An 18,049-nucleotide genomic window follows, 5' to 3' on the forward strand; every position below is an offset into this window, starting at 1 on the left:
ATTAGGAAGCTAGCTCCTGGTGAAACAGTTGCTTGACCTGTTCCCAGGCAGCGGCAGCAGCCTCTGGATTGTAGTCAGCCCGCTGGTCACAGAAAAAACCGTGGGAAGCTGGGTAGCGGAAAACTTGATGGGGAATGTGGTGTTCCTGGAGTGCAACAGCGACCTGATCTGCCTGGTCGTTGGGAATCAGTGGGTCTTGAGTGCCAAAGAAAACGTAAATTTTCCCTTTAATTTCAGGGGTGCGGGTGATGGTGGGAGCACCGCCGCCGGGAGTCAGGGTAGCAATGCCGCCGCCATAGAAGGAGGCGGTCGCTTTGATATCCGGTAGGGTGGCTGCCAGGTAAACGACGTGCCCCCCAAAGCAGAAGCCAATCGAACCGATCGCCGTTGCTTTCACATTGGGTTTTGCTTTCAAATGAGCGATCGCTGCCTGTATATCCGCCAGTAACTCATCGGCGGTTGTCATATCCTTATACTGACGTCCCAGAACGAGGTCTTCTTCTCCATAGCCCACATCAAAACCGGGGGCAGTACGCTGGTAGATCGCAGGAGCGATCGCCACATACCCTTCCCGCGCCATGCGCTCGGTTACATCGCGAATGTGGGAGTTGACACCAAAGATTTCCTGGATCACGATTACGGCTGGAAAGAGTCCCTCGCCGATTGGTTCTGCTAGATAGGAATCTATCTGTAAGCCTCCATTCGGAACCTTGACCCAGCCAGCCCGAATTTCCTGGTTGCTCATGCGGCGTTGCTCCCGATGGTAGACATTTTCAACATTCAAATCCAAAATCCATAAGATAGGCAACCGGATAGCCAAATCCCCGGTTTCTGATTGAGCCTGGTGGAATTCACTCAATTATCTTGCCAGAAACCAGGGACCTAAGGATGTCGTACACCGTTTTGATTCAGTTAAAACTCAAACACCGCCCAGTCAGGTTTCCGGTAGTAATGGGTCATATCGTCGAACTTGTGCAGTTCTGCCCGATGCACCCAAAACTCCTGGGTATCTGCATCAATCCACTGCTGGTTCAAACTTGTGATGCGATCGCCTAGCGCTTCCAAATCTTGAGAAGACGGAATTTCGCCAAAATAACCCAGCGTAATGTGAGGAGTGAAATAATACTGCTGCTCAATGCCTAACCCCATCAGCTCATGGTTTTGGTAAATTGCCCGACGAAACTTGAGCACCCGTTCGTAGGAATCTTCATCTACCGGAGCCAAACAAAGGGCGATCGCCCGCGTCATCATCATTAAGCCGATCGGCTGAAACTCAATCGCCTTTGCCTCTGAAACTGGCTGACACTGCTCAAAAATCTGGGCAATCCGCTGTTGAAGTTGAGAGTCAAAATTAGGATTTTCTTCGCTGGCAGCCCGGTAGGCACTGTCCCAAATCAGATCAGCCAGAGTGAGATGGAAACTTTCTGGCGGCACGGGCGCGAATAGCCTGATTCCCAATTGCTGCAATAGCTGCTGTTGGTAATGCTTCAGACTGCTATAAAGGGCAAGATTCTTGACATCTTCGCTGCCAGTGGGAGTAATGATGGTGTACCCCGGAAACGGTACTGCCTGACGCCCCTGGTCTGAATGCGGTCGAAACTTGGGTGACTCTTGAATCAACTGCACCTGAGACCGATACGTCTCTGGCAGAATTAGACGCATTGCCCGATTAAGGTAGGTCTGATAGTTTTCGTCCAATTTTCGATCGCCTCGCAATACTACTTCAATATACGCAGATTCAACGGAACTTTTTTCTATGTTAAGAACACATCCTCAATAATCCCTGAAACAGGTGAAGACAGATTCAATCTACCGAATAGACCGTGATCCCCACAATCTTTCTAGTTCTAGTTTGTCAGAGCTAATAGGACAATACAATTACACAAATGGGTCAGGAGGTGGTATCCCAGGTGCCAATTTATCTCTATTGGGGAGAAGATGAGTTTGCGATCGCCCAAGCTACCACTGCCCTGCGCCAGCGAGTGCTGGATCCTGACTGGAGCAGTTTCAACTTTGATAAGATTACCCCCGATCAACCGGATGCGGTGGTTCAGGGCTTGAACCAGGCAATGACCCCACCGTTTGGCATGGGTAACCGTCTGGTGTGGCTGGTTGATACCCCCCTCTGCCAGCGTTGCCCAGAGGATCTCTATGCCGAACTGGAGCGCACCCTCCCCAACCTGCCAGAAACCAGTGTGCTGCTGTTGACCTCTAGTAGCAAACCCGATAATCGCCTGAAAGTGACAAAACTGCTGCTCAAGTACGCTGAAGTGCGCGAGTTTTCGGTCATTCCTCCCTGGAAGACGGATCTGTTGGTCAAGCAGGTGCAACAGGCGGCAAAGGAAGTTGGCATCAAGCTAACCCCAGGTGCAACTGAACTGTTGGCAGAGTCCGTGGGCAATGATACCCGCCAGCTTTATGGAGAACTGGAAAAACTCAGGCTTTACGGTAGCAACGCCAGACAGGCATTGGATGAAGCCGCGATCTCAACCCTCGTTACCACCAGTACCCAAAACACCCTGCAACTGGGGAGTGCTATCCGTCAAGGTCAGACCGCCCATGCCCTTGACCTGGTGGCTGACCTGCTGCGCCAGAACCAGCCTGGCTTGATGATCGTTAAATCTCTAGTGGGGCAATTCCGCACCTGGCTGTGGGTCAAACTAATGGTGGAATCGGGCGAACGGGACGAGCAGGCGATCGCCCAGGCAGCCGAAATCAACAACCCCAAACGCCTCTACTTCCTCAAAAAAGAAGTGGAACCCCTCTCCTTACCCACCCTCATGCAAACCCTCCCCATCCTGCTGGAACTGGAAGCCAGCCTGAAACTGGGGTCCGAGGAACTTTCAACCTTACAGATTAAAATGATTGAGCTGTGTGAATTGTGTCGCAGAAAGGGGGGGAAATAAGTATTCAGAGAATAGCTGTCGGCAGTCACACCAGTGGCAGTTACCGAAATTACCTCCTAAGCTAGAAACTAACAGCTATTGCCAACTGCCAACTATGCGTGATTTTCTCAAGTACACCTTTGCGACTCTGCTGGGTTTGTTGATCTTTCTCGGTTTGAGCATTGGTGGTCTACTTGCCCTCGTAATCATGGTGGCGTCCCGAGAAACGGGTCCCACCGTGAAAAATAAAACGGTGTTGACCTTGGACCTGGCAATGAATATTGCTGATGCCAGACCAGGCTCCAGCACCATTGGAGAGGTATTAAGCAGTGATGAGACGGAAACCATTACTCTGCGTGCTGCCCTTGATGCCATTAACCACGCGACCTCCGATCCTCGCATTGTTGGACTTTACATTTACAGCAGTTCCGAAGGCGTGGGTGGTGCTGGCTTTGCGACATTGAAGGAGATTCGAGCTGCCCTGCACCGCTTTCGGGCATCTGGGAAGAAAATCATTGCCTACGATGTCAACTGGCAGGAGCGGGAATACTATCTAGCATCGGTTGCTCACACGCTTGCCATGAATCCCATTGGCACCCTGGAGCTAAATGGGCTGAGTTCAGAAGCCATGTTTTTTGCCGATGCCCTGAAAAAAGTCGGGGTTGGGGTTCAGGTGACGCGGGTAGGGAAGTACAAGTCTGCGGTAGAGCCTTTTCTGCTGACCAAGCGCAGCCCAGAAAACCGTCAACAAACTGAGGCTCTATTAACGGACCTGTGGGGCGATTTCGTCACGGCAACCAGTAAAGACCGAAAACTGACGGCTTCACAAATTCAGTCTCTTTCTAATAGTCAGGGCATTCTGATGCCAGAGGAAGCACTGAAAAGCCGTTTAGTTGACCGTCTGGCATACCTGGATGAGGTCGTAACAGACCTGAAACAGTCGACAGGCGAGGACGATGAAGAAAAGACCTTTCGCCAACTTAGTTTGAAAGCCTATTCCGGGGTGGCAGAGGATGCCATTGCCCGAGATCGCCGTTCTGGGGAGAAGATCGCCGTTGTCTATGCTGAAGGCGATATTGTCAACGGTCAGGGTAGCCGCAGGGAAGTCGGGGGCGATCGCCTCGCCAAACAACTGCGCCAGATTCGCCAGGATGACGATATTAAAGCGGTGGTTCTGCGCGTCAATAGCCCGGGCGGCAGTGTTTCTGCCTCCGAAATTATTCAACGCGAAGTCATATTGACCCGCAAAGCCAAACCAGTAGTTGTATCCATGGGTTCGGTGGCGGCTTCGGGGGGGTATTGGATCTCAACCTACAGCGATCGCATCTTTGCTGAAACCAATACAATTACCGGTTCCATTGGTGTGTTTGGCATCCTGCCCAATTTCCAGACGCTTGCCAACAACAACGGCATTACCTGGGACGCGGTCAAAACCGGGCAGTTTGCTGATACCTTTTCCCTTTACCGTCCTAAGAACCCCCAGGAACTCACCCTGATCCAAAAAGCAGTGGACAGGTATTATGATCAGTTCTTAACTAAAGTGGCTGAATCTCGCAAGTTGACAAAATCTAAAGTAGCTGAAATTGCCCAGGGACGGGTGTGGTCTGGACGACGGGCAAAAGATTTAGGCTTAGTCGATGAACTCGGTGGTTTAGAAGATGCCCTTCGGGATGCCGCTAAACGTGCCAAGTTAGGGGATAAGTGGCAGATTGAAGAGTATCCTAAGCTCCGTAGCCTGGAGGAGCGTATTTTCGGCAGGTTAATTGGGGAAAAGATATTGGCATCCTCTCCCCAATCCGATCCGTTGTCCCTTGAGTTGAGAAAGCTCCAGGAAGATCTGGCAGTCCTGAAAGGGATGAATGACCCGTTGGGTGTCTACGTTCGGTTACCCTTTAATCTGAGGATTCATTAAAACATCGCTTCAAGTCGAATTTCATTTTCTTATTTCTTTAATAATTAGTTTGAATCTGTGGAGCATGATCTTGAGCGGCATAAAAAGAAACCCGGTTTCTTCTGCTCAGTGCCCAAACTTTGGTTATAGCCTTACCAGAAAGCCAGTTTGTCGCCATTCGGAACCAACGTTCTAGCAAAATGCTACCAAGCCGACAAAAATTAAAATATGTAAATATATAGACGAGACCAGCCCTACTTACTGTATACAGAGGCGTCTATGGTGGCTAATTTGACTCAGGCTAAAGCGCTGGCGGTACCCGTCGCTCAGAATGCAACGGCACTGAGGCACGTATTTCAGACCATTCATACGGAAAGTTGCCCAACAACCTACAACTTCCATATGCACACGGTTTGTTCAGATGGGAAGCTACCGCCGGAGAGGCTCATGCAACAGGTGGTTGAGATTGGTCTTCAAGGGTTTGCGATCACCGATCACCATACTGTTAACGGCTACCAGATTGCCCAGCGTTGGCTCCACAGGTGGCAAGAACAAAATCCAACTCAAACTGCCCCTATCCTGTGGACAGGGGTTGAAATCAACGCCAATCTTCTGGAAACGGAAGTCCACATCCTGGGATATGCGTTTGATCCCCAGCACTTTTCGATGATGCCGTACCTACTCAGGCAGGCTGCAATTGATGAAGCCTATCAAGCAGACCAGGTGATTGCTGCGATTCACGCGGCTGGTGGGCTGGCAGTGTTGGCACACCCAGTCCGATACCGGCGATCGCCCGATGATCTGATCCCGGAAGCTGCCCGATTAGGGATTGATGGGGTAGAAACCTACTATGCCTACGATAATCCCACCCCCTGGCGCACTAGCCCTGTCCAAACTCTACGAGTCGAAGAGCTGAGTGAAACCTACAATCTGCTGAGAACCTGCGGCACAGACACCCACGGTTTGAACCTGTTGCAGCGACTTTAATCGTTAAGGGTAAGGTACAGGGAGATTAGTGGTTAGTGGTTAGTTGATCTTTACTAATAACTAACAACTAACAACCAAAAACTACTACCCCGCCCCCGCCCCCCGAATCTCCTCTCCGCTCTTACTCTTAATTCACCAGATCCTGAAAAATGATGCTGTTAACCGTCTGTTCCTGGGGTAACGCGGCAGCAACCTTTTGTCCTGGCTGGGCATGGGGAATTTTGCCTGCGGCAACCTGTTGTTGATAGATATCCAGGGCACGGGCGATCGCGGTTAGCCTGCGGTTCTGGTCATGTTCAATCCGGGACTCCGTATTACCCAGACCAGGAGCATTCCAACCATTCCGGCTAGGATCCCAGTAGGAACTGACTCGTGCCCACAGAATGGCTTCTTCTCCCCGCAATCCTTGATCACGGGCTTTCTTTAGCCACTCCGGATAGCCGGGTTGTCCCAGGGCGGCAAGGGGAGCCTGGTTTGCCAGGTCAATTCCGTTTAACTCTTCCAAAAGCGACATTTCAATCCCTAAAGCAGCCATTCGCTGACGCAGTTTTTCGGTTTGCCCCCTTAACCGATTTAGTTGGTGAACATCTGCTTGTTCAGCAGTTGAACAACCATATTCTCGACAGTGCTGAAACGAAAAACTACCCAGGTTCCAAACTCCATTACCAGGATCGGAATGCCCCTGAAAGGCACGAGTTTTGCTGCCATCTGGATTGCGTGTCCCTTCGGCATGACCCACAGTGCGGGCAACCAGAGATTCTGCCCCCCCTATAAAGATGTCACCAAGGGGAGAGGCTTTGGGAGCACTGGGGGTAGAAGGAGCGGGTGGAGTGGTTGCAGGGTTGGGAGTTGCGGGAGCGGGAGCAGGGTTGGGGGGAGCGGCGAAAGGCGAAAAACTAAGAATATCCGGCGAACGGTTGGCGGGGGCAGCTTCCGGAGGAGGTGCTGGTTCAGCAGGCAGCGGATCCGGGAAGATAAAGGGGGATGGGGCAGAGGTGGTAGGAGAATCTGCCTGGGGAAAGGAATCCGCCGCTCTAGGAAGTTGTTCCGCCTGAGCTAATTCAGGTACTTGAGGGGTTTCGGGTGCAGGTTCAACGGGGAATTCTGGGGCGGGTTCGGGGGAGAATTCTGGACTGGGCGGGGGATAGGAACTATCCTCACCCGAAGGAACATTCGTGGGCGGAGAGAAATCGATCGCCCCAAAGCTGTTCGTGGCAAAAGCAGGGGGGGTAAGTCCCAGGCAAACGGCAAACAGACTCAGGGTAGTAAACAGACCATGCGCCCAAAGCTTCCAGGACTTGATTGGGGTGGAAGGCTCTAGTACCAGGTTGAGGGGTTCTGGGATAGGCTCAGAGAATAGCGCCCCATAGGTTCTCCCCTGATGGGTCGTGATCACCTCATCCACAATGACTAAAGCTCCGGGTGGCAAAGCCGCCTCTAGCTGTCGCTTCTTTTGAGCGGAGGGAGGCTTGCCAAATACTTCCCGGTGGGGTTTGACGGGCGATTGTGTGTCCAATTCAGTTTGGGAAGGGTTGGGTTGGGTAGAAACTGCCGAAGAAGCAACAACTTGGGAAGAGACAGCTTTGGAAGAGACATTCATGATTGAGTTAGGGTTCGTTCAAGAATTTCTTTGGCAGGTTCCACGATCGCCCAGGTGCCATTCGGCTGTTTACGGAGGGCAGCGAACTGAAGCGATCGCCCTCTGCCCAAGGCGTCCCCCTGGTTAACAGTGCCGAGGCGGGGGCTATCCAGCCCACACAGACGAAACAAATAGGCTGGAACCTCAGGACTGGAGAAAATTAGACAATTTCCTTTATCAAGCTGGGTTTTGCCATTGAAAGGGGCGTAGGCATTGCCGCCATCCAGGGCGATCGAAATGTCGCCTAAGCCGCCCAAAATCTGTCGCCCACCAATACTGTCACCAGGTTGCAATTCCCAGGACTGATAGAGCTTGAGGGTAATGGGCGGTTCAGGAGTAGGACGACTACAACCCAGGGGGAGCAACCAGATGGCAATCAACAGAACCATTCTGGTTCTATTCCCAAATACTGAATCCAGACTCCGCTGGACGCAAACACTTCCAGGGATGCAAGGATGGATTTTATTAAATTTGAAATCCTTAGCGAGCATTGATTCTGTATCCCGCATACTGCTCTCCTTCGTAGAGAATGACCAACCAGGTCTGCGGGTCAAACTCCATTGGGTATGCTTCTCGCTGCGCAGGGGCACCTGCCCGAATTTGCAAATTAGATAATTCACAGTAGGGATCTTTCAGAATTTCCCTGACCTTCTGTTTGCGATCGCCCTCCGGAATGGTTAACAACCGCGCCAACTGAGATCTCGATAGCTTTGCCTGGGACTGCACTACCCGCTGACAGGCTTCTCCATCATTTTTTCGACTACCCAAAGATGGCAGGACATGAAAATCCATCAGCAGAGCCACTGCCAGCAATGCCGAGCCACCCGCCACAATCTGCTTAGGAATGGCACTATAAAATTTCCGATTGTCCATTGGTTCCTCCAGGGTTTAAGGATGTAGAAGGTGGTGGGTGTTGGGTCAGTGGTTGTTGGTTATGAGTTGTTGGCTGTTAATTGTTGGTTGACAGCGACTTTTAGGAAAATTTTCAGGTTAGAAATCAGCTCTCCTTGGCAGATTGGGTTTAGCCCATAGCATCCCCACAGGCACTGTAAGCCATGCTGTTGGTAGTAGAGCTACAGAACAGGTGTTAGGGTGTTGAGTCCTTACGACCCTTGATTCTCAGCTAATTAGCTAGCTGAAACCTGAAACTTGAAACCTACTTTACTCGCTGTAATTTCTCTTGCGGAAATCGCCTCAAAGCTTTCCGCCCAGGAGTAGCCCTACCATGATGAGAAACAGACGGTAAACCGAGACAAACCCGGCTCTGGGGACAAAAAGTGCCAGGTAAACAGCACCAGCCGCAGGAGCCAACATCAGAATCATGATCAGGGGGGTGTAAGCAGGGTAGGTCATGATCAGAAACCGTGAACCCACCCGGAGCACCGCTGCGATCACAATCCACAAAAAGGCATCTCCCAACCTGTCTAATGGCTTACGTGGAACCTGGAACAGTCCTCGCAGACGCAGTCCCAGGCGTTTGATTGGGGGGCGGTGGGGGGAAGGTAGACGGCTACGGGTAAAATTCTGGGATGAGATTGTATCCAATTGATCGGGATAGTCGCGATGGGAAAGGTATCGCAAAGCCTGGGCAGTTTGGGCAGCTTCCTGCACTGCTTTTTTCAGATTTCCCTGGGCATAGACTGGGGGTTGCGATTCATAAAAGGTTTGGGATGGTGGTGGCGGTTTGCGATCGCCTTGTGCTTGCCTTTTGCGCTCATCCAGGACTGACTCTGAAACCCCGATTTTGTGGCGGGACTCTCCCGCCATCGTTCCCGCTTCCCGGATCGTTTCTTCGAGTTCTGCCAATAGGCGATTAATTCGTTCTGCCTGTGCTTTCAGGTGATCTGCCTCTTCATCTTCGAGTGCCGACATCGGTGAAACCTCCCCCTCGTCATCGGATGGTTGTGTCTGCTTTGTCCCTTTTGCTGTCTTCTTGCGGGCTGAAGGCGATCGCCCAGAGGATTTTTTCGGGGGTTGCGCCGGCACGGGTGGGTTGATGGCTACATCCCCGTTTCCGCCCTCATCTGCCCCCTCAAGTTGCTCAAGGCTAACTGAATTTTGGGAGCGTTCAGCCAAAACCTGATTAATTCGTTCTGCCTGAGCCTCTAACCGTTTCAGGTCATCGGCAAATGGCGGAAGGGGTTCCTGGTTCTCACGCAACTGGCGGAAGGGAACGGGAGCCTTTTGCTGGGCGGCTGAAGCCGAAGCTTTACGCTTTGAGGAAGTTTGGGATTTACGCCGCGATCGCGTCACTGGCTTTTCTTCCAGAACCCTCTCTGGCATTTCTACCAGCTTCGCCTGATTCCGAATTTCTGGCTCATCCAGGCTGAGCAGTTCAGAATCGGGCTGTCTGGCAAGATTCATTTCAGTTTGGAGGGTACGGATGGCTTGAATTCGAGCTTGAAGTTCTTTCATGGCTGGGGGGTAACCGGCTATTCTGACAGAGGGATAGCTCAATGTAGGTAGCAGGAGCATCACCCAAAAGAAGGAATAGTACGATTGTACTGCTAAATCAGCCGTTTGCAACCCCTTGATTGCCCAATCTTCTAACTTTAGTCCTGGCAACCCAATCATCCTGCCAGAAACCGGGATCTAAAAGTTGTCCCACCCTCCATATGAGGCAATTTTTAATTGGGTGAATTTCCTACTCGGCGATAAACACGCTTTTTAGTTCACTGTAGAGGTCAAGGGCTGCCAGACCTAATTCCCGACCGATCCCACTGCGTTTAACCCCACCAAAAGGGTACTCCAGGTGAACGCTGTGCCCGATGTTGGCAGTCTACTAGCGCTTTGACAAAAATTCTTCACGTTCAATCATGTAAAAGCAAACTGCGCCTGAAGGGGTTTGTAAAGAGCGATGATATTTCATCTCTATCCTTTCAGCAACCCGCAGAGATGCCACATTCGGTGGATTGACTCCAGCAAATACCTGCTGAAATTGACAGACTTCAAAGCCGTAGTGAAGGAGGGCGATCGCTGCTTCCGTTGCTAAACCCTGTCCCCAATATCTGGATGCAAGACCATAGAGAATCTCAATCTCAATACTATCGTCGATAAAGCGGAAGCCAGAAAAACCGATTAGCTCATTGCACCCATGCAAATAAATGCCCCACTGACCAAAACCTTGCTGGTTAAAACATTCAAAACTGCTATATAGCAGTCCTAAATCATTTGTAAAAAAGAAGAGTTGTGAAAGTCTTTCCCTGACGGGAAAGTCCTTTCACAATCCAAACAGGATCGCTATATGCACAATTGCTGCCGTCAATTCCAGGGAAATAATTTCGTCATCCCATAAATACCTGCGTATGTCTGCATCAGTCCATAAACCATGTACTTCTGTAATAGACTCTAGCTTTAATGGACGTAATTGAAGTCTTGCAGTTGTGATTTCTAGTGCCATTACTCAGCTTTGTGAGTAAAAAATTCCACATGATAATCTTGCACTTTAAAGCCAACCTGGTCTTCGATCGCCGCAATAATGTCCGACGGTAAAGTAATCTGCACATCAATGATGCGATCGTCATCCAAGCAATGGACGTGAAAGTGAAAATAGGTAGGACGGCTGTAAAGACAACCTTCAGCTCTTTCAACCCGCTCAATCACCCCAGCCTTTGTCAAGGCATCAACATTTTGATAAACCGAAGTATGTCCAATCTGGTGCCCCTGCTGGCGCAGACGCTCGTAAATAGCACTGGCAGGCAGATGTTCGCCAGTTTCCCAAAGTAGTTTCAAGATTAATTGGCGCTGCTTAGTTAAGCGCATTCCCTGGTCTTGACAAAACTCCAGGGCATCCTCAAAAGACTGAAAATGCAGAGCCATAGTTAAGTACTTGGAGAGCGTCCACTCAACAAATGAACGCTCTCTTTCCATCCTATAGCAGTCCTAAATCATTTGTAGGATTGAGCGACTGCGTAAGAAAGAATTCCCTTCAGATCCTTTCCCATAATTCCTAGTGCAATGGCACTGAAATAAGCGGAAACATACGAGTGACCGCACATTCCCATCATCCTCCCTCTCGTTCCAAGGCTCTGCCTCTAGCGCTGATAGAGGCAGAGCCTCTCAGCCAGTGTTCCCAGGCTGAGCCTGGAGAACAAGGTAAGTAGGGCTTTGTTTTAAGTCAGTGCCATTAATCCCTAATGGTTTGTCAACTTTGTGTTTGTGAGTTTAGGATCGGGAAGGGGTGATTATTTTGGGATTTTCAACCCACAAAATAATTCTTGACAGACCACTGATAGGATAGCAAACACGCAGATTAAGACATAGTTATATTAAGCATGAATAAATCTAAAATCAGCCTTTTCCTTTTCATAAAGTTACGTCAGAATTAAAACACGCAACTCAGTTACATTTCCATTTCTACCAATCACTCGCTTAATCATTCCAATTTTTCCAAGATCGCCCTTGCTTCTGATCTGGTAACCTCTACAGGCTAGACAGCAGCCAGTTAAAAGATGCCAGAAGAAACATTGAGTGACAGTTTAAAGCCTCAATTGATTAAAAGGAGGAGCCATCATGGCTAAGGTGGCTTTGCAAATGGTTCAAGACATTCAGGTTGAAGTTCCAGCAGGTTGTGAGTGAGTGGTATGGGAAGCGGGTACCGATATTAATAGCTATCAGAGCTACGATCGCTAGACTACAGGGCGAGGAACGGGAAATGGATGCTCAGGAGTTCCTTCTCCGCTATGCGGCAGGGGAAAGAGATTTCAAAACCATCGATTTAACAGGTGCTAATTTACATCAGGTCGATTTAACTGGAGTCTCGTTTAAGAAAGCGCTTTTGTTTGAGGCAGATTTAAGTGGGATCAATTTGATTGGTGTAGATTTAACGGGTGCCATTTTACAACGCACCAATCTAACGGGAGCCTGTTTAAGTGGGGCAAAATTGAGTGGGGCTGATTTGGCGGAAGCCACGATCACTCATACCGATTTGAGTGGAGCTTCACTGTGGAGAGCTACCCTAAGAGGCGCAAACCTATCTGAGGCAAATCTGTCTCGAGCGAACCTGCATGAAGCCAACCTCCAGGGAGCGCAATTATCCTCTGCAAATCTGAGTCATGCAAATTTGATAGCGGCTAATTTAAATGGAGCAGACCTGACCGAAGCAAATCTTTGTCGAGCCAGTTTGATCCACGCCCAGCTAGTGCGATCGCGATTGCAGAATGCTCACATTGAGCGGACAGAACTAGCACATGCCAACTTGAAGCAGGCAGACTTAAGCCGTGCCGATCTGAATGGAGCAAATCTGGAGGCAGCCAACCTGAGCCATGCGAATCTGAGCCGTGCCAATTTGACGGGCGCAAACCTGCAACAGGCGAATCTAATTGAGGCTCAACTAATTCTGGCAATCCTGAGAGGGGCAAATCTGGAAGAGGCTGAGTTGACCAGGGCAAATTTGACAGAGGCAGATCTCAGTTGGGCAAGGATGGATCGAGCGAATTTGAGCGCTGCCAATTTGCGCAAAGTGACGCTTTCATCGGTCAATTTGAGTCTGGCAATTGTGCGTGGGGCTGACTTCAGTGAGACTGATTTGAGAGCAAGTCAGGTGAGTCACACCCATCTGAACTGGGTCATTCTGCCGCAAACCATGACCCTCAGGGGTCCCGATTGAACAGTCAGGGGATCTATTTGTGATCTGTTTAGTGATCTGTCAAATTAAATTTGACAGATAGTGAATATTCAAGAAGTTAATGATGGCTAAATTTTGACGGGTCATAGACCCTCAAAATTTTCCTAATGGAACACCCTAGCCCCAGGAGTCCAGATCCAGAGCTTTAGAGCCACCTTGCTCTAGCTGAACCAAAATTTTGCCAAGCTGCCACCACACCAACCAACCAATGAAAATGGTGAGCGGCACAGAAATGGCATAAGCCAGTTTTGTAGGGAACCCAAATATTTCTACCCCAGATGATAGAAAGAAACAGATTCCCAGTGAGATCCCCAAAAACGGAACCAAAAGCTGGGTTCCCTGTATGGTTGCCAGCGATCGCGTCGAGCGATTTTTCTGCCAATCCTGAACAGATTGTTTCAACACCGCTTCAAACGCAGCACCACAAACCAGACTGATCAATAAACCTGCAACTAAAAGAAAGTATGGCGGATCGTTATACACCAGAAAACCCTTGATAAGAGGACAGAGATGGAGAGGAGGAGAAGAAAGAGTTGAGAGTTGAGAGTTTTGAAATTTATAGGTGATAAAGGCACTACCACCTATCATCTATCACCTAAACCTTACCTCTCCACCCCCTACGCATCCTTGTTAATAAATGTTAAGGCATAAGGGATCAAAGCTGAAGAGCCAGATGGGGAGATTCCGGCTAAGGCTCCAATCGCTGCATTGAATAGGCGAGAGGGTTGTAAATCGTCCTTAATCAGGTGCCACAGGCGTTGAACCTCTGCGGTATGCAGGCGATCGTCTTCCGTTAGTGCAATCAATAGCTGCCGCCGCAGGTAACCGCCTTCATCCGAAAGGAGAAACTGAATACCGAGTTGAGCGGTGGGTAACAGGTCAAACTTTCGATCAGTCCGAGCAATGGCAATCAGATTTTCCAGGCGTTCCCACTGGAACTTACCATCGTTAAACAACACTTCCAGTAACCTGCGCCGTAGGGCAGGCGATTCACCCGTCAATAGGCGCTTCGCTATATACGGATAGGCAACATCTACGATCTTGAAATCTGGATTCAAGGTCAGTGCCAAGCCTTCCTGGGTCACTAAGGAACGAATAATCAGGGCAAACTTGGCAGGCAGGCGGAAGGGGTAGTCGTACATCAACTCCGAGAAGCGATCGGTGATCGTCTTGAAGTTAAAGTCCCGCACGTTTTTACCCATCACATCGCCTAGAACGTCTTCCAGAGCGGGAATAATGGGACGAATATCAATATCGGGAGTTAGAAAACCCAGTTTCACAAAATCGCTTGCCAGTTCTGAGTAGTCTTTATTAATCAAATGGACGACGGCATCAACCAGGGTTTCCTTAGCCGATTCTTCCAACTGATCCATCATGCCAAAGTCGATGTATGCCATCTGAGCATTCAACTGATCAGCCCCTCCCTGAGTGCCATCCACATTACAGTGGGGTGCCATCGCAAACAAATTGCCTGGGTGTGGATCGGCATGGAAGAAGCCGAACTCCAAAAGCTGTCGCAGACCAGAAGTTACCCCAATTTCAATTAGAGCGTCATTATCCAGCCCCACTTCCCGAATCTTATCCACATCCGTCAACTTAAAGCCATGAATCCATTCCAGGGTTAAGACTCGCTGACTGCTATACCGCCAGTAGATGGCTGGAACCTTAACGGTGGAGTCATTACGAAAGTTAGTGGCAAATTTCTCAGCATTACGGGCTTCGTTGAGGTAGTCAATTTCCTCAAACAGTTTGATCCCAAACTCATCAACAACCAGAGTCAAATTATGTCCCAAATTCAGCGGTAGCCAGGGAGCTATCCAACTTGCCGCCCAGCGCATCAGGTATAGATCCAGCGTTATCACAGGTAACAGATTGGGACGTTGAACCTTGACAGCAACTTCTTCGCCGCTGTACAAGCGGGCACGATAAACCTGTCCCAGACTTGCGGCAGCCACTGGATGGGGCGAAATCTGCTTATAGACCTCATCTACCGAGCGGTCTAGCTCTCGCTCGATGATGCCAAAGGCAATGTCATTGGGGAAGGGGGGTAACTGATCCTGAAGTTTGACCAGTTCATCCAAAAAGTCTTTACGAATTAAGTCTGGGCGGGTGGAAAGTGCCTGCCCAACTTTGATAAAGGTTGGACCTAGATGGGTTAAGGTCTGACGAAGCTGGGTGGCTCGTTTATACTTATTACGCTCTGTCTGGTGCTGCCAGGAATCCCACTGTAAGCCAAAGAAAAAGTGAAGGAAGGAAAAAAGAATCTGAAGCGTTCGCCAGATAGCCTTCCAGGGACGATATTGGTAGTACTGGGAAATAACGCTTGCGTCGTAGCGCCTGAGATGACTGAGGGGATGCTGACCCACGCTGACCTTGACCTCTCTAACATTCACATACAGATGAATGAGGGCAGGGCTGCGATTCCGAGGGGCAGGACTGCCAATGGCAGGTTCGGTCCAGCATAGCCCTCAAGCTTTAAAGACAAGCTAATGAAAACAGATTCCTTACTTTTATCAAGAAAAGCAAAAAACTTTTGCATTAACTTAACTATAGTATAGAAAACTACAAACACTTCGTCCAACAAAAAGCCAAATGTTATTTTTTGTATCGGAATCTGCGATCGCAGATGATTTGATGAATTTGCCGTCAAAGCCCTTTGGTTAACGAGGGGCTTTCTCCCGTCAGAATTCTCACTTGATCTAAACTCTCACTTCATCAGCATTCTCAGGTGGCTGGGTGGGGAAACAGCTTAAACCAGACAATCTTTTAAGCAATACACGACCTGATCCTGCTGTTCAGGTAAAAGCTCTGGAAACATTGGGAGGGAAAGAACCTGGCGGGATGCCTGGTCTGCGACCGGGAGTTGACCGGGCTGATAGCCCAAGTGGCTGTAGACAGGTTGCAGGTGAAGCGGCAGCGGGTAGTAGATCATGGAAAGGATGCCCTTTTCCTGCAATTGTTGGCGAATGGTGTCTCTGAAAGATGGACTGGTTTCAGCCGACTGCGCTAAAACTCGAATCGTATATTGATTCCAGGCACTGGTGCCGCCGACCACCTCTGCGGGTGAAATAATCCCAGGAAGGGGGCTTAAAAGTTGCTGGTAGCGTTGAGCGATCGCTGTGCGCCGGCCGTTCCAGGTATCCAGATAACGCAGTTTAATTTGCAAAATGGCAGCCTGAACGGCATCAAGACGGCTATTCACCCCTAATTCTTCGTAGTAGTAGCCGCCCGTGCGGCCATGATCTCGTAGTTTGCGAATCCGGTCTGCGATCTCTGGGTCATGGGTGGTAATGGCTCCCCCATCGCCACAGGCTCCCAGATTTTTAGTTGGGTAAAAGCTGAAGCAACCGATATGCCCAATGCTGCCTACCTTTTGCCCTGACCATTCGGCTCCTGTTGCCTGGGCACAGTCTTCCACCACTGCTAAATGATAAGTCTGGGCGATCGCCATCAGGCGGGTCATATCAACCGGCAGCCCAAACAGGTGAACCGGCAAAATTGCCCGTGTTCGCTCAGTAATTGCCGCTTCTACCTGCTCCAGACTCAGATTAAACGTCTGGGCATCAATATCCACAAAAATTGGGGTGGCACCGACAGCCGTAATCGTTTCTGCGGTTGCCACAAAGGTAAAGGGCGTTGTGATCACCTCATCCCCAACGCCGATGTTCAGTGCTCGCAGTGCCAGGTACAAAGCATCGGTACCGGAATTGCACGCAACACAATAGTGGGTGCCTACATAGCTGCCAAACTGCTGCTCAAACCCCTCAACCCGTAAGCCACCAATATAGCCGCCTGAGGCAAGCACCTCTGATACGGCAGCATTCATCTCTTCTGCAAGAACTTTATACTGTTCGGTCAGGTCAAACGGTGGAATTTTCTTCACTCAGTTACACCACAAGTTACTCTCAGTTAATAGAATCAAATTTTGCACCCAAATGGAATGGTACTGAAAAACCAACGGGGTCGTCTGAAATCAGTATTCATCTGGATTGCGATCGGTTTTCTATTAGTTTTCCTTATCACTTTGCTTCTCTGGTGCGAAGGGGCGTTCGCTTCTAAACAAACATCCTGGGAGATACTCGAAAATGCAGTCATCGCCTTGATGGGTGAGTATCCTGATAAGCCGCGAACCATTACGGGACGGATACTCCAACTACTACTTTTAGTCTTCGGCACCTTTGCTTTTGGAGCGATCGTCGGTAAAATTTCATCCTTTTTTGTGACCCGTGCGCTCTTGCAGGAGAAAGCTTTGAAGCATTTCACCGACCATATTATTATCTGCAACTGGAATGAAAAGGCACCCGCCGTTTTGCACCAATTGCTTGAGGCGAATAAGGGGCTACCCAGGGATATTGTGATTATTTCTGCGTCAGTTGTCGAGGATAGCAGTGAGTTTGAGGAGCGGGATGAGGTTTACTTTGTCCAGGCTGATCCGACCCATCATGCGACGCTGGAAAAGTTTCAGGCTTCCCAGGCAAAAGCCGTGATTCTGCTGGCGGACGAAGAAACGGAAGGACCCGATGAGAAGAATGCCTTGATTGCATTGGCGATTAAGCATCTGGAGCAAACCCCTGGGCGACAGAAGGACATTCACGTGGTTGGGGAATTGGTAAAATTAGACCGCCACCGCCATCTGAAGGAGGCTGGCGTTGATGAGGTGATTTCAGCACGAGACTATAGTTCGGGAATTATTGCCCAGAGTGCGATATTCAGGAATATGTCTATTGTTTACCAACAGCTTTTGACCTACTCGGATGACTCGAATGAATTTTATTTCATTGAACCGGGTAATTACCCCGAGTCTCTTCATGGCAAGACCTTTACAGAATTGAGCCAATGGATCAGTGATTGTCGGGCATCCGATGCGGATAATCCCTTACTGCTGACTGGGGTGAAACGGGGCAATGGTGAGATCCTGCTGAATCCGAAACACAGTCAGTTTGAGCGCCTGTCCCCGGATGATTGCTTGATTGTGATGGCGTTTCGCAATGTAGAACGGATTGTATAGCAGTCGATTGGTG

At 49.7% G+C, this 18,049-nt stretch carries 18 protein-coding genes; 5 read left to right on the forward strand and 13 right to left on the reverse strand.

Translation table 11 applies throughout. The annotated features are described in order from the left end of the window. Position 1: 1 nt before the first annotated feature. Entirely contained in the window at positions 2–859 is an 858-nt protein-coding gene (locus AC1S52_RS05515) for a dienelactone hydrolase family protein (RefSeq protein ID WP_482028009.1), read from the reverse strand. 53 nt (positions 860–912) lie between these two features. Next, entirely contained in the window at positions 913–1,698 is a 786-nt protein-coding gene (locus tag AC1S52_RS05520; protein ID WP_482028010.1) for a DUF1868 domain-containing protein, read from the reverse strand. A gap of 188 nt (positions 1,699–1,886) precedes the next feature. On the opposite strand from AC1S52_RS05520, the gene holA reads away from it, so the two are divergent. The 3 genes from holA to AC1S52_RS05535 all read left to right on the forward strand — a co-directional run bounded on the left by holA (position 1,887) and on the right by AC1S52_RS05535 (position 5,763). Next, a complete protein-coding gene (gene holA / locus AC1S52_RS05525; RefSeq protein ID WP_482028011.1) occupies positions 1,887–2,906 on the forward strand; it encodes a DNA polymerase III subunit delta in 1,020 nt (339 codons plus the stop codon). A gap of 94 nt (positions 2,907–3,000) precedes the next feature. Continuing rightward, positions 3,001–4,797, forward strand: a complete 1,797-nt coding sequence (sppA, locus tag AC1S52_RS05530) for a signal peptide peptidase SppA (RefSeq protein ID WP_482028012.1) — start codon at positions 3,001–3,003, stop codon at positions 4,795–4,797. 258 nt (positions 4,798–5,055) lie between these two features. Then, positions 5,056–5,763: a PHP domain-containing protein gene (locus AC1S52_RS05535; RefSeq protein WP_482028013.1), complete on the forward strand. Its 708-nt coding sequence runs from the start codon at positions 5,056–5,058 to the stop codon at positions 5,761–5,763. A 127-nt stretch (positions 5,764–5,890) separates the two neighbouring features. Here the strand turns inward: AC1S52_RS05535 and AC1S52_RS05540 are convergent, their stop codons facing one another. The 8 genes from AC1S52_RS05540 to AC1S52_RS05575 form a co-directional block, all read right to left on the reverse strand. Continuing rightward, positions 5,891–7,363 carry a hypothetical protein gene (locus tag AC1S52_RS05540; RefSeq protein ID WP_482028014.1) on the reverse strand — a complete coding sequence of 491 codons (1,473 nt, stop codon included), beginning with the start codon at positions 7,361–7,363 and terminating at the stop codon, positions 5,891–5,893. Beyond that, entirely contained in the window at positions 7,360–7,791 is a 432-nt protein-coding gene (locus AC1S52_RS05545) for a hypothetical protein (RefSeq protein WP_482028015.1), read from the reverse strand. Before AC1S52_RS05545 ends, AC1S52_RS05540 begins: the two co-directional genes overlap by 4 nt. A 91-nt stretch (positions 7,792–7,882) precedes the next feature. Next, a complete protein-coding gene (locus tag AC1S52_RS05550) occupies positions 7,883–8,275 on the reverse strand; it encodes a hypothetical protein (RefSeq protein ID WP_482028016.1) in 393 nt (130 codons plus the stop codon). 321 nt (positions 8,276–8,596) lie between these two features. Next, positions 8,597–9,817, reverse strand: a complete 1,221-nt coding sequence (locus tag AC1S52_RS05555) for a hypothetical protein (RefSeq protein ID WP_482028017.1) — start codon at positions 9,815–9,817, stop codon at positions 8,597–8,599. Between the two features lie 229 nt (positions 9,818–10,046). Beyond that, positions 10,047–10,172 (reverse strand): aldehyde dehydrogenase family protein, encoded by a 126-nt coding sequence (locus tag AC1S52_RS05560; protein ID WP_482028084.1) that lies wholly within the window; start codon positions 10,170–10,172, stop codon positions 10,047–10,049. Between the two features lie 12 nt (positions 10,173–10,184). Next, a complete protein-coding gene (locus AC1S52_RS05565) occupies positions 10,185–10,562 on the reverse strand; it encodes a GNAT family N-acetyltransferase (protein WP_482028085.1) in 378 nt (125 codons plus the stop codon). Positions 10,563–10,622: 60 nt separating this feature from the next. Next, a complete protein-coding gene (locus tag AC1S52_RS05570) occupies positions 10,623–10,802 on the reverse strand; it encodes a hypothetical protein (protein ID WP_482028018.1) in 180 nt (59 codons plus the stop codon). Further along, positions 10,802–11,221, reverse strand: coding sequence for a Fur family transcriptional regulator (locus AC1S52_RS05575; RefSeq protein ID WP_482028019.1), 420 nt, complete (start codon positions 11,219–11,221; stop codon positions 10,802–10,804). Before AC1S52_RS05575 ends, AC1S52_RS05570 begins: the two co-directional genes overlap by 1 nt. A 751-nt stretch (positions 11,222–11,972) precedes the next feature. Between AC1S52_RS05575 and AC1S52_RS05580 the strand changes: the two genes are divergently transcribed. After that, entirely contained in the window at positions 11,973–13,010 is a 1,038-nt protein-coding gene (locus AC1S52_RS05580) for a pentapeptide repeat-containing protein (RefSeq protein ID WP_482028020.1), read from the forward strand. Between the two features lie 135 nt (positions 13,011–13,145). Here AC1S52_RS05580 and AC1S52_RS05585 read toward each other — a convergent pair whose 3' ends face one another. The 3 genes from AC1S52_RS05585 to AC1S52_RS05595 all read right to left on the reverse strand — a co-directional run bounded on the left by AC1S52_RS05585 (position 13,146) and on the right by AC1S52_RS05595 (position 16,911). After that, a complete protein-coding gene (locus tag AC1S52_RS05585) occupies positions 13,146–13,511 on the reverse strand; it encodes a hypothetical protein (protein ID WP_482028021.1) in 366 nt (121 codons plus the stop codon). 134 nt (positions 13,512–13,645) lie between these two features. Continuing rightward, a complete protein-coding gene (locus AC1S52_RS05590; RefSeq protein WP_482028022.1) occupies positions 13,646–15,421 on the reverse strand; it encodes an ABC1 kinase family protein in 1,776 nt (591 codons plus the stop codon). Positions 15,422–15,777: 356 nt separating this feature from the next. Then, on the reverse strand, positions 15,778–16,911 hold the full coding sequence (locus AC1S52_RS05595) for a DegT/DnrJ/EryC1/StrS family aminotransferase (RefSeq protein ID WP_482028023.1): 1,134 nt from the start codon (positions 16,909–16,911) through the stop codon (positions 15,778–15,780). Between the two features lie 57 nt (positions 16,912–16,968). Here AC1S52_RS05595 and AC1S52_RS05600 point away from each other — a divergent pair, with 57 nt between their 5' ends. Then, on the forward strand, positions 16,969–18,036 hold the full coding sequence (locus AC1S52_RS05600; RefSeq protein ID WP_482028024.1) for an NAD-binding protein: 1,068 nt from the start codon (positions 16,969–16,971) through the stop codon (positions 18,034–18,036). Positions 18,037–18,049 lie beyond the last annotated feature (13 nt).

It is taken from the genome of Kovacikia sp. CALU 1929, assembly GCF_056784235.1.

Coding starts and splice junctions, on each gene's coding strand:
- holA (WP_482028011.1), top strand. CDS start 1,887: ATGGGTCAGGAGGTGGTATCCCAGGTGCCAATTTATCTCTATTGGGGA.
- sppA (WP_482028012.1), top strand. CDS start 3,001: ATGCGTGATTTTCTCAAGTACACCTTTGCGACTCTGCTGGGTTTGTTG.
- AC1S52_RS05535 (WP_482028013.1), top strand. CDS start 5,056: ATGGTGGCTAATTTGACTCAGGCTAAAGCGCTGGCGGTACCCGTCGCT.
- AC1S52_RS05540 (WP_482028014.1), bottom strand. CDS start 7,363: ATGAATGTCTCTTCCAAAGCTGTCTCTTCCCAAGTTGTTGCTTCTTCG.
- AC1S52_RS05545 (WP_482028015.1), bottom strand. CDS start 7,791: ATGGTTCTGTTGATTGCCATCTGGTTGCTCCCCCTGGGTTGTAGTCGT.
- AC1S52_RS05550 (WP_482028016.1), bottom strand. CDS start 8,275: ATGGACAATCGGAAATTTTATAGTGCCATTCCTAAGCAGATTGTGGCG.
- AC1S52_RS05555 (WP_482028017.1), bottom strand. CDS start 9,817: ATGAAAGAACTTCAAGCTCGAATTCAAGCCATCCGTACCCTCCAAACT.
- AC1S52_RS05570 (WP_482028018.1), bottom strand. CDS start 10,802: ATGGCACTAGAAATCACAACTGCAAGACTTCAATTACGTCCATTAAAG.
- AC1S52_RS05575 (WP_482028019.1), bottom strand. CDS start 11,221: ATGGCTCTGCATTTTCAGTCTTTTGAGGATGCCCTGGAGTTTTGTCAA.
- AC1S52_RS05600 (WP_482028024.1), top strand. CDS start 16,969: ATGGTACTGAAAAACCAACGGGGTCGTCTGAAATCAGTATTCATCTGG.